The organism is Brevibacillus brevis NBRC 100599 (assembly GCF_000010165.1).
Classification (GTDB): domain Bacteria; phylum Bacillota; class Bacilli; order Brevibacillales; family Brevibacillaceae; genus Brevibacillus; species Brevibacillus brevis_D.
The window spans coordinates 4163709-4177064 of the sequence record NC_012491.1 but is presented as its reverse complement, the minus strand read 5'-3'; the positions used below and the strand labels follow the sequence as shown (position 1 = coordinate 4177064).

2 protein-coding genes are annotated in these 13356 nt (G+C 46.9%); both read left to right on the top strand.

The genetic code is table 11. The features are described 5' to 3' along the window. On the top strand, positions 1 to 7293 hold the full coding sequence (locus BBR47_RS19940; protein ID WP_015892237.1) for a beta-ketoacyl synthase N-terminal-like domain-containing protein: 7293 nt from the start codon (positions 1 to 3) through the stop codon (positions 7291 to 7293). Between the two features lie 32 nt (positions 7294 to 7325). Further along, positions 7326 to 13334 (top strand): non-ribosomal peptide synthetase, encoded by a 6009-nt coding sequence (locus BBR47_RS19935; protein ID WP_015892236.1) that lies wholly within the window; start codon positions 7326 to 7328, stop codon positions 13332 to 13334. Positions 13335 to 13356: the final 22 nt, after the last annotated feature.

The window sequence follows — 13356 nt, the reverse complement described above, 5'->3', positions numbered from 1 at the left end:
ATGAACAAAATGGACAAGCTTCTCTTAAAGTTACTGTGGGGTCAAATGCAGTCGCTTGGCTGCTTTACGGAAAAGAATCAAGCGCTCAGCGATCTCAAAAGAAAAAGCGGTCTGCTTGACTTATATGACATGTGGCTCGAAGAAACGGCTTCTGTTTTGGCCCGGAATGATTATCTCGTTTACGATAGTGCTACGTCTACCGTGATCGATCCTGCTCCCATTTCCAGTACGGCTGTCTGGCAGGAATGGGAGCAAGAAAAAGAAGTCTGGCTAAAAAATCCGGATACGAACGCGCAAGTCAAGCTAGTCGAGGCAACCTTGCGTGCTTTACCGCAAATTCTCACCGGAAAACTGAGGGCGACAGAGGTCATCTTTCCCCATTCATCGATGGAATTAGTCGAGAAGGTATACAAAAATAACACCGTTTCCGACTACTTCAATGAAGTACTTGCGGATACAGTGGTTGCTTTTGTAGAGGAACGGCTGAGCCAGGATTCTGCGGCCCGAATTCGCATTCTCGAGATTGGCGCAGGTACGGGAGGAACGAGTGCCGTCGTTTTCCAAAAACTAAAGGCGTATGAAGCGCATATCCAGGAATATTGCTACACAGACCTCTCCAAAGCCTTTTTCATGCATGCAGAAAAAGAGTATGGCCCAAGCAATCCTTATTTGACCTATCAGATTTTTAACGTAGAAGAGCCAGTGATGGGACAAGGAATTGATTTGGGCGGATATGATGCTGTCATTGCAGCAAATGTCTTGCACGCCACCAAAAATATTCGCCAAACCGTGCGTAACGCGAAAGCCGTTCTAAAGAAGAACGGCTTGCTTTTCCTAAATGAAATGAGTAAAAACTCCATCTTCCTCCACCTTACCTTTGGCTTGCTGGAGGGATGGTGGCTGTACGAAGACCCAGAGCTGCGCCTTTCAGGCTGCCCTGGGTTATCTTCGGCAACGTGGCAGAGAGTATTGGCGGAAGAAGGATTTCAATCGGTCTTTTTCCCAACAGAAGAGGCGCACGCGATGGGGCAGCAGATTATTGTGACCGAAAGCGACGGCGTGATCCGTCAGCAGCAAATAAAACAACCGCCTAAACCGAAGACGAGCGTAAATACGGAACAACCAAAAGCAAAGAGGCTGAACACACCTTCCGCTCCTAACGGAAAGGCAATCGACGATGTCCTACGAGAAAAAAGTACGGAATACATCAAACAGCAGATCGCTGAAACACTGAAAATGCCCAGTAACAAGATGGATGCTTCCGAGCCCTTAGAGGCCTATGGTATGGATTCCATTTTATCTGTACAACTGATCAATCAATTTCGGAAAATTTTCGGCGAAACCATCAGCGGTACTTTGTTTTTTGAATATCAGACAGTAAATGACTTAGTCGAGCATTTACTAGAGACACAAAGAGAAGCGCTGATTTTGCTCACAGGATTGGATGATCACAAGCAGACGCAGGAGCCAAATCAAACGGAAGATCATGTTGCGTTTGCCCCATTGCCGAAAGCTGAAGGGAAACGAGACACAAGAAAAACGAGAGCATTTGCATCATCTGTCCATTCGCAAAGGACGATGTCCAGACCTGCATCCCCCGGTAAAATAGCGATTATTGGCATGAGTGGGCGTTTTGCTCAAGCGAACAACTTGGACGAGTTTTGGGAGAACTTACTGCATGCGAAAAAGTCTATCTCTGAAATTCCAGCTAAGCGTTGGGATTGGACCGCGTATTATCATCCAAATCGAGAGGAAGCCATTTCCCAAGGGAAAAGCTATAGCAAATGGGGGGCGTTCTTAGAGGAATTTGATCAGTTTGATCCGTTATTCTTTCAGATGACTCCGCGAGAAGCAGAAAATATAGACCCTCAAGAGCGCCTATATTTAGAAGAGTGCTGGAAGGCGTTAGAAGATGCAGGCTATGCCTCATCCAAGATGTCTACGGAGCTCCGTAAGCGAACAGGGGTTTTTGGTGGCATTACGAAACAAGGCTTTCATTTGTATAGTACGGAAACCACTCATCACTTTCCGACAACCTCGTATTCGTCGATGGTCAATCGGGTTTCGTACTATCTAAACTTACAGGGTCCAAGTATGCCGATTGATACGATGTGCTCCTCCGCTTTTGTAGCGATTCATGAAGCATGTGAATACATCCGAAACGGGAAGGGAAGCATGGCGATTGCTGGTGGAGTGAATTTGTACACACATCCGCTTACCTACTTCGGTCTGACTGTGGGGCAGCTCATCTCCCATACTTCTGACAGTGCTGCCTTTGGGAACGGTGGAATTGGTTTTGTGCCAGGCGAGGGAGTAGGGGCTGTTGTTCTCAAGGATTACGATCAGGCTGTACAGGATCGGGATCATATTTATGCCGTGATACGCGGAACCGCTGTCAACCATAAGGGTAAAGCCAATAGCTACATGACACCAAGCCCCCTCCCCATTGCAGATGTGATGGAAGAAGCGTTGAAAGAAAGCGGACTGGACCCTCGATCCATTAGTTACCTAGAAGCTTCCGCCTATGGATCAGACATCGTTGATGCCGTTGAGATGACAGCGGTGACGAAAGCTTTTCACAACCGCCAAGGAGCAGAAGGGGACTATCGACTCGGTTCGGTCAAACCGAATATCGGGCATTGTGAATCGGCTTCCGGCATGTCGCAGCTAATGAAAGTGATTTTGTCCTTACAGCATCAGACGCTGGTTCCAACCCTGATTCCTGACGAACTGAATCCGAATATTCCATTTGATCAACTTCCCTTTCAATTGCAGCGAGAGGTATCGGAATGGAAGCAGGTCACCGTAGATGGGCAGACAGTCCCCCGACGAGCAGGTATTACCAGCTTTGGCGGTGGTGGAGTGAATGCCCATGTTATCGTGGAGGAATACAACCACAATCCATCATCAAGGAGAGTAAACGATTCAGAACCAGAGCTGTTTGTCTTTTCGGCGAAGAATAAAGAAAGATTGCAAGCATACATTCATCGCTGGATTGGTTATCTGCAAAAGAACCAGCAGTTGGATATAGCGAATACAGCCTACACCCTGCAAATCGGAAGAGAAGAAATGCCTTGCCGTTTAGCTGTCATCACCAATGATCAGACAGAACTTTTAGAGCAACTGGAACGCTGGTTGGAACATCAAGAAGAGACGGAACATTGCTTTTTTGGAGACCTCAAGGAAAACAAAGAAATGATGCCAGACCGAGTTGCTCAGGCAGTCAAACCGGGAGATATAAGGGAACTGGCAAAATTGTGGGTTCTCGGCAATCCTATCCCTTGGCAGAAGCTGTATGAAGGGAAGGAGTTATCCAGAGTAGCTAAGCTCCCAACCTATCCGTTTAAGAGGAGAACGTGCTGGATAGAACGCAATCAAACGAATCGCACTAGGAGGGAGACGAGCATGAGATCCGCTCATCCAGAATTCGAAAACAAAGCGGTTGAAATTTACACATATAGCGCCAATAGCAGCGAAGCGGAGTTTTCGGAGGATTACTTGACCGTATGTCCATTTGAAAGGAAGATTCCAGGCTTTTCAATGAGCCGCGTCATTTTGAACCCGGAAAAATATCCGTTGGAAAGAGAAATGGTAAGAGAGAAGCAAGTAGAGATGCGCCAGGTGCTTTTTTGTAAAGAAAATTTCTCTCGTGTGCAAAAAGTGCTGGACTTCGGATGCGGTCACGGGACAGATGTGATTCAAATAGCAGAGCTCTATCCGCATATCAAAACGCATGGATTTACGATTACGAAGGCGCAAGCTGAGCTAGGCAATCAACGAATCGCGCAGAAAAATCTAGGGGCTCGTGCGAAAATTTTCAATAAAGACAGCTCTAAGGATGCCTTTCCCGATCTCTACGACATGATCGTCGGGATTGAAGTGAGCTTCCATATTCGAAATAAACACGGACTATTTCAAAATATCTCCTCTTCTCTGAACGAAGAAGGAACCGTTCTGTTGATCGATTACATAGCCAATACGCGAGGACCAATCGTAGACCAGAACGTCGAAGTCAGCATTCCTACCGTACAAGAATGGATTGAGCTTTTAGCGGAGCATCAGTTAGTGATCGATGAAATCATTGACGTATCGCCGCAGATTGCTAACGCCTTGCATGATCCCGATGTGGAACAGTACATCAAGCATCTGCCTAAAGCTGTACAAGATTTGTATATCAATACGGTGAATCAATCCATCTCGCTCGAACGAGGGTGGATCAGCTATTGCTTGTTTAAGCTGAAAAAGGCTCCGCATCTTACGTACACGAAGCGTTGTGAATGGAATGCCAGCAAACTATCGAAGAAAAGACCTTATCCAGAAGCGTTAGCGGAAATGATAAACAGCGGTTATATTCCGTATCCGAAACAGCAAACGAGAACTCAGCCGAATCCAAATCAGGATGACAATAGCTTTCATTGCAATAGGCGAGCAATGAAAGAATCCTTGGTTGAGGCTTTTGCTGCCGTTTTAGGTCTTCAACCAGAAGAACTGGAAGAAGTAGAGACCTTAAAGGATATGGGGATTGGCTCACTTAATGCCGTTGCCTTATCCGAAATGATTAACAGTAAATTCAATCTGAAGCTACCGACCAGCGTTGTGTTTGAACATAATACGTTAGATGCATTGGCGAGCTATATTGCTAGCCATTTGCAGCAAGACGAGCCTAGCCAGCTCCATCCAAATAAACAATTAGTGTCGGATGCTCAAAATCAACCAATATCATCTGAATATTCTGAACGAAAACGCAATTTGTCGTCAGATCAGTCCATTCCAGATCGGACAAAAATCAAAGCGAGCCTGATTGAGGTCTTTTCTACCGTTTTAGGCTTGAGTCAAGAAGAGCTGGAAGAAGTGGAAACCCTTAAGGACTTGGGTATTGGATCGCTCAATGCCGTTCAACTATCCGAAGCTATCAATAGCAAGTTTCATTTAAAACTACCAACGAGCGTCGTGTTTGAGCATAATTCGCTAGAAGCATTGGCGAGCTACATCGCGACTCAGCTACCAGAGCGACAACCAGCGCAGGCAGAAGTGTTTGATAGTCTTGAAGCGAAGCCAACGTATACAGAGATAGTCCCATTGCGAAATATTGGCTACGATCCACCTAGAGCAGCCTCCGATGATATTGCGATCATTGGGATTTCCTGCCGCACAGCAGGTGCTCGGGGGCAAGATGAATTCTGGGAGCTCGTCAGTGAGGGCAGAGATTGCATCAAAGAAGTGACCAATCCAGACTGGCGTGCCTTTTTCAAAGAAAATGCACTCGTCGATATGCCGATCAAATACGGGGCGATGGAGGATATTGAATATTTTGATCCAGCTTTTTTCAAAATTTCTCCGACCGAAGCCCAATCGATGGATGTCACGCAGCGCATCCTTTTACAAGAGAGCTATAGAGCATTAGAGGACGCAGGCTACACCCCGTCCATGCTGAGGGGACAACCTGTTGGAACGATCATTGGCGCGATGGCGGGAATGACCGTAGAACAAGATTTCTCTCATTTTGGCATGCTCGGATCAGATACGAGTATACTCGCCTCGCGAATCGCTTATTTCCTTGACCTGAAAGGACCAGCTTTAGCTGTGAACACAGCTTGCTCATCCTCATTGGTGGCGATCGATATTGCTTGCCAAAAGCTGAAGACGGAAGAGGTCAATCTGGCTATCGCAGGAGGAATTACGATTTATTCCCATCCTGCTCCGTTTATCTCGATGAGTAACGCAAGGATGCTATCTCCTACAGGGGAGTGCCGCCCGTTTGACAATGGTGCGAATGGCATTGTCGTTGGGGATGGGGTTGGTGTTGTGATTTTAAAAAGATTGCAAGATGCAGTACGGGATAACGACAGCATCTATGGTGTTATCCGCGGCAGTGGAACCAATCAGGATGGACGGACATTGGGCATTACCGTGCCTAGCTTCCAAGCGCAAAGCGACCTGCAAAAATCCATTTACGCGAAAAAACAGATTGAAGTGGAAGACATTCAATATATCGAGGCACACGGAACCGCGACAAAATTAGGGGACCCTGTAGAGATTCATGCGCTGAGTGAATCGTTCCGCCAATTCACGCCGAAGAAACGATTCTGCGCAATTGGTTCTTTGAAAGCCAATATCGGGCATACCACAGCAGCGGCTGGGGTGTTGAGTGTCATTAAGGTTTTACTCAGCATGAAAAACAGGAAGATGGCTCCTTCGATCCATTTTGTCAAAGAGAATGAACACATTGATTTTGAAAACAGCCCTGTTTATGTGAATACCAAGCTGCAGGATTGGCAGACCAATTCCAAAGGCTCTCGATTGGCTGCGGTCAGCTCTTTTGGCTTTAGCGGCACCAATGCTCATCTAGTGATCGAAGAGTTTGATAGAAGTAACATAAGATTCTCTACTCCTGATGAGGGTCAAGAGATCGCGACGGGAGTCTTCGTGCTGTCAGCTGAATCACGTGAGCAATTAGTGACCTATGCCAAGCAAACCAAGGCATTTGTAGAGAAGCACCCTGATGTGAACCTGGCAGATTTCCTGTACACCTTTCAGACTGCAAGGGAACCCATGTCTCATCGAGTAGCAGTCGTGGTACACAGTAAAGAACACCTCATTGCACAGTTAGAGCAATTCATACAAGGGACTGGGGAAAAAACGGCTGATCTGTTTATCGGAGAAAGAAACAAAACGGGCGGCATCAAGATCGGTGATACAGAAGAGGGAAGGGATTTTATCCGCAATCTCGCTCTGAACAAGAAAATCAAAAAGCTGGCGGAGCTATGGGTTCATGGGAACGAAATAGAGTGGGAGGCTCTTTATTCAAAAGGAATGGTGAGCCGTCTATCAGGTCTGCCAAGCTACCCATTTGCCAAGGAGCGATACCGTTTACCCAAAGTTGTCGTACGCAACCAAACCCATCAAGAAGCCGCCGCCACCACGGAACTGACAGCAGATAAACAGGGACACAGAGCAGTAGATATAGCCCAACCAACGGAGGTAACTCGTGTTCAGGCTGATGAAGACGACACACCACGTAACGAGCTAGTGAGAAAAATTGCTGCAGCTTGGGAAGAGGTACTTGGCGTGAAAAAGGTTGACATCCATAAAAACTTTCAAGACCTGGGCGGCGATTCAATCATGGCCACGCAGATTATTTCCAGATTGAAAAATAGCTTCCCGGTTGATGTGAATCTGGACAATCTCTTTTCGGCGCCAACTGTTGCAGGAATGGCAGAACTGATTGAAGAGGAACTAATTGCTGTTATTGATGAACTTCCAGAAGAGGCGATTTTGGAGCTATTAAGTTGATGAATTCAACAGGTGGGAAGGAGAGCAATCCGATGATCAACGATAAGGAATCCGCGAAATCAAGAGATGAGATACTTGCCGAGAGCAGATCGAAGCTTTCTGAGAAGAAACTGGCCTTGCTGGAGAAGCTGAAAGGCTCAAAACTGGAGACGAAAAAGACAGGGATTCCGCGGCGTTCAAGAGAGGGCTTCGTGCCCCTCTCTTTTGCCCAGCAGAGACTATGGTTTTTAGACCAGTTGGTACCAAACAGTCCTGCTTATAATGTGGTGGCCGCCTTCCATCTATCGGGTGAGCTTCACACAAACATCATGGAGCGGTGCGTGAATGAGATCGTGAAGCGCCATGAAGCCCTGCGAACCACCTTTCAAGTCGCAAACGGAGAGCCGTATCAGCTAATTGCTCCTGCCTTGCAAATTCCTTTTCCCATCGTCGATCTTACAGGATATCCCGAGGCAAAGAGGGAGGATGAGTTTCGCCGACTCGCAAAAGAGGAAAGCTTGTATGTTTTCGATTTAACCAAGGGACCCCTGTTGCGTGTTACGTTATTCAAACTTGGCGAGGATTTGAACATCCTGCTTTTAAACGTTCACCATATCATCATTGACGGTTGGTCAGTTGGGGTTTTCTTCAGAGAAATGGTTCTGCTTTATCAGGCCTATCTGGCGGGCAAGCCTTCCCCGTTGCCTGAGCTTTCGATCCAGTATGCCGATTTTTCAAGCTGGCAGCGGGAGTGGCTTCAAGGAGAAGTGCTGGAGAAACAGCTCTCTTACTGGAGAGACACTCTTGGAAAAGAAAGCAGCGTGTTAGAGCTGCCAGTAGACCGTACACGACCTCCCATCCAAACGTTTCAAGGAGGGAGCCTAAAGCTACAAATTCCCTCTTCCCTTTCCCATGCCATAAAAGCGCTGAGCGAGCAGGAAAATGCCACGCTGTATATGGTCATGATCACTGCGTTAAAAATATTGCTGCACCGTTACAGCGGGCAAAATGATATCCGGGTGGGAGTGCCCGTAGCAAACCGTAACCGAGTGGAAATAGAAAATTTGGTTGGATTTTTTGTAAATACGTTGGTTCTCAAAACGGATGTTTCCGGCAATCAAAGCTTTAGAGAGCTGTTGTCACGTGTGAGAGAAACAGCGAACAGCGCATACAGGCATCAGGACGTACCGTTTGAACGATTGGTGGATGAATTGCAGCCTGAGCGTAATATGAGTCAAAATCCACTATTCGAAGTCTGCTTTGTGTTGCAAAACTTTCCTATGCCGAAAAAATCGGACATGTCTGCATTAGGCTTTTCCTTGGTCAAATTTGAAGAGTTCCGTAACAACACATCCAAGTTTGACCTCTGGATTCAGGTTGTAGAAAAAGGGGATATCCTTGACCTCGACGTTGAGTTCAATTCTGATATTTTTAATGAATCGACAATCAGTCGTCTGCTAGAAAGCTTTACAATCGTGCTGGCAGGTATTGTCGCGAATCCGAACCAGCCGATTGCTGATCTGCCGATTTTGACCGCTGCTGAAGAGCAAAAGCTGTTAGTTGAATGGAACGATACGAAGACGTACTACCCAGAGCAAGATATGTGTCTTCATGAAATAATCGAAGCGCAGGCTGCCAAAACACCAGATGCGCCAGCCGTTATTTTTGAAGAGGCCCAACTCACTTACCGTGAATTAGATCATCGGGCGAATCAACTGGCGAATTATCTACGTAAACAGGGTGTAAGAGCGGAAACGCTTGTGGGTATTTATATGGAGCGCTCCTTTGAGATGGTCATTGGGCTATTAGGTATCCTCAAAGCAGGCGGAGCCTACGTTCCCCTAGATCCGAGCTATCCGCAAGATCGGGTGGCCTTTATGATCACGGATGCGAATCCTTCTTTCCTCTTGACTGCGGAGGCGCTGAAGAACACGCTGCCTGAATACGATGGACAACTAATCTGCCTCGATTCAGATTGGGAGACAATTGGCATGGAGAGCCATGTGGCGCCCGGAAGCGGAGTCAACAGCGATAATTTGGCGTACATGATTTACACCTCAGGTTCTACTGGTAAGCCAAAAGGGGCGATGAATGCCCATCGTGGTATCGTCAACCGACTTTTGTGGATGCAGGAACAATATCAACTGAATGAAACCGATCGGGTGATGCAAAAGACGCCTTTCAGCTTTGATGTATCGGTATGGGAATTTTTCTGGCCGTTAATGACGGGCGCCTGCATGGTAGTAGCTCGTCCAGAAGGACACAAGGATACGACCTATCTGGCACGCCTGATCAAAAAAGAGAAAATCACCACCATGCACTTTGTTCCTTCGATGCTTCAAGTATTCCTGGAGGAGACGGAAATTAGTGGCTGCGATACGCTTCGACGCGTCATTTGCAGTGGGGAAGCCTTATCTTATTCAACGCAGGAGCGCTTTTTCGAGTGTCTCGATGCGGAATTGCACAACCTGTATGGTCCTACCGAAGCGGCGATTGATGTCACGTACTGGGCATGTCAAAAAGGAAGCAAGCTAAGATCCGTGCCGATTGGACGTCCTGTGGCAAACACCCAAATCTATCTGTTAGACGAGCACTTAAAGCCTGTTCCCGTAGGTGTCTCTGGCGAACTGCACATCGGTGGTGTGCAACTGGCTCGCGGATACTATAACCGACCTGAGCTGACAGAAGAGAAATTCATCCCTGATCCGTTCAGCAAAAAAGAAGGGGCACGCCTTTATAAAACAGGGGACTTGGCGCGTTACCTGCCGGATGGAACAATCGAGTATTTAGGCCGAATTGATTTTATGGTCAAACTCAGAGGGTTCCGTATCGAGCTGGGTGAGATTGAAGCTGTATTAGATGAACATCCACGTGTACAAAAATCGGCTGTGATCGTTCATGAATCCGAGCAGCGACCAGGGCATAAGCAGTTGGTATCTTATATCGTGCCAGATTCACAGTCCAAGGAAAAACTGAAAAAGGCAACAGAAGAAGCGCTTCCTGCAGAACAGGTATCAGAATGGCAGGATGTCTTTGATAAAGCCTATGATGATGAAAATAAATATGAGGCTGATTTCAACATCACCAGCTGGAACAGCAGCTATACAGGTGAGCCTCTTTTAGCGGAAGAAATGCGCGAATGGGTCAATTCGACGGTGGATCGTATCCTAGCCCTGCAACCGAAAAAGGTACTCGAAATCGGGTGCGGTACAGGGCTGTTGTTATCTCGAATTGCGCCTCATTGTGAACAATATTGGGGAACGGATTTTTCGTCGATGGCGTTGGATTATATTACTGCGAATCTGATCAACCAACGAGAGGATTTATCCAATGTTACATTGCGTAAGAGCTATGCGGATGATTTTAGTGGGCTAAAGGGACAGAAGTTCGATGTGGTCGTGCTCAACTCTGTGGTGCAGTATTTCCCGGATGCGGACTACCTGTTGGATGTGCTGAAAAAGGCCATACACGCCATGAATGACAAAGGAACCATTTTTGTCGGTGATGTTCGTAATCTTTCTTTACTGCAAACCTTCTTCACTGAGGTAGAGATGGAAAAGTCACCGGCGACGTTGACCATGGATCAATTGCAGCGCCGCGTACAGAAACGAATGAGACAAGAGCAGGAGCTGGTTATCGATCCTGCCTTTTTCTATGCGCTTCAAGAGCAGCTGCATCAAATCAGCCATGTAGAAATCAAGCTGAAGCGCGGAAGTCATCATAATGAATTAACACGCTATCGCTATGATGTGGTTCTTCATCTTGGCAAAAAAGTGCAGCCGATTGAGGACTTTTCCTGGCTGGATTGGCATGAAGAGGGACTCCAAAATATAGATGGACTTCGCCAAATCATGACCAAGTATAAACCGCAAGTTTTGGGTCTTACGAATATTCCTAATCTACGGTTGGACAGGGCGAATCGATACCAGTCGTTGCTTGCTGACAAAGATGTAGTCAAAACGGTGGAAGAGCTAAGAACAGATCAAAACCTTCCAGGCATTGGAATAGACCCTGAGGAGCTTTGGAAGTTGGGTGCTGAGCTTCGATACAGCGTAGATATCGCTTGGATGGGGGATAGAAAGGATGGCAGCTATGAAGCTGTGCTCCGACCTGAGCATTTACTAGAAAAAAGACAGCGTAACACAGTTGTCACCCCGTGGCACCGTCCAGTGAAGAACTACCAGCCGATCGAATCGTATGCGAACGATCCTTTGACAGACAGAGTTGCTCGCCAGTTCATTCCAGAGCTGCGCAGTTATTTACGGGATAAGCTACCAGATTACATGGTTCCGTCCATTTTTGAGTTTATCAAGGAAATGCCAGTGAACATGAATGGAAAATTGGATCGCAAAGCACTTCCTACGCCGCTTATGGAAGTGCCAGAGATGGAGGGGGATTTTGTACCACCGACAACGGAGACGGAAAAAATTCTTGCCGATGTTTGGGCTGAAATATTGGGCTTGGACAAGGTTGGCATACATAATAGCTTCTTCGGATTGGGTGGCGACTCCATTCATACCATTCGAGTGGTTGCGAGAGCAAAACAACACGGTTTGGAATTGACTCCACAGCAAATTTTCCAATTCCAGACGATAGCTGAACTGGCAGAGGTTGCAGGTGCGGCTTCCACCCAAAGTGCGAAACGAACGGCAACAGTAGAGTTACCCACGCTTGATAAACATCAGCTGGATCGGATAAAAGCAGACAACCCATATATGGAGGATGTATATCCGCTGACCATCATGCAAGAGAATATGCTCTATCGATACAAACATCATCCAGAGCCTGGTTTAAATGTGGTTCATCATGCTTTTCGCATCGAGGGTGGTCCTTTCCACGTAGCTGCATTTGAGCAGGCATGGCAGCATCTCATCCAACAATTCCCTGCCTTGCGAACCTCCTTCGTCTGGGAAGAGCTGGAGGAACCGATGCAGATCGTGCATGAGAAAGTAGATATCCACATCAAACAGGAAGACTGGCGCGGCATTCCGGAAGAAAATCAACAGGAACAATTGCAATCCTATATTCAAAAGCTAAGAAAACAAGGATTCGAGATGGGCCAAGCACCACATGCGCATCTGGCTCTGCTTCAAGTAGGAGAGGATGTCTACTACTTTATTTATGTCTTCAACCTGATGTTGCAGGACGGTTGGAGTTATACGTTGATCGTGAAGAGACTTTTTGAATATTATCAAGCGTTTTCCCAAGGGAAGGCGATTGAGATTGTGCCTGTATATCCGTATCGGAACTATGTTGCGCTACAAAAACAGCAGGACTTAACAGATGCCGAGCTGTTTTGGAAGAAAAATCTGAAAGGAATGACCAGCTCCACGCTTGAATGGTCACAGGCGAGCAGAAAGAATCTTCCTGCCGACGAGCCTCCTTATTCTCAGGAAAGGTTCATCGTATCACCAGAAGTCTCCTCGGCGTTGTTATCCTTGTCCAAGAAGTACCATCTGACGCCATATACATTGGTACAAGGAGCTTGGGCATTGCTGCTCCACCATTACAGCGGCAAGGAAGACGTTGTATTTGGAACGATTTTCTCCGGCCGTAGCATAGCGATGATGGAGGTCGAGCATTCTGTCGGGCTTTTCTTCAATATTCTGCCCATTCGCGTGAGCATTGAGCAAAACATGAGGTTCTTGTCCTGGCTCCAAAACATGCAGTCCAAGGTAGTAGAGACGAGTCAGTATGAATACACGCCGTTGAAAAAAATATACGAGTGGTGCGATATTCCACGGGATCGGCTTTTGTTTGACAGCTATCTGGTAAGCGAACAGCTCCCGGATTTCTCTTCCGTGTTTAGAGGATTTAATGATGTCCTCGGTGCTACCATCTATGATTCGATCGCGCAGACGGAGCATCCATTACGAGTAGAGATCCTTTTCTATGAACAAGTGCTAGTCTTGCATATCAACTACTATCGTCGCTTCTTCAACGATCAGGAAATTAGCAGTATGCTGCAGCACTTGAATGCTCTTTTAGAAGGATTGGTAGCGAACCCAGAGCAAAAGGTAAGCGAGCTAGTCCGTGCGATAACGCATCATCCCCAACACTAAATTTGCGAACAAGAGGAGAGGT

Bases quoted from the DNA above. Each gene is read 5' to 3' on its own strand.
- BBR47_RS19940 (WP_015892237.1), top strand. From the start codon at position 1: ATGAACAAAATGGACAAGCTTCTCTTAAAGTTACTGTGGGGTCAAATG.
- BBR47_RS19935 (WP_015892236.1), top strand. From the start codon at position 7,326: ATGATCAACGATAAGGAATCCGCGAAATCAAGAGATGAGATACTTGCC.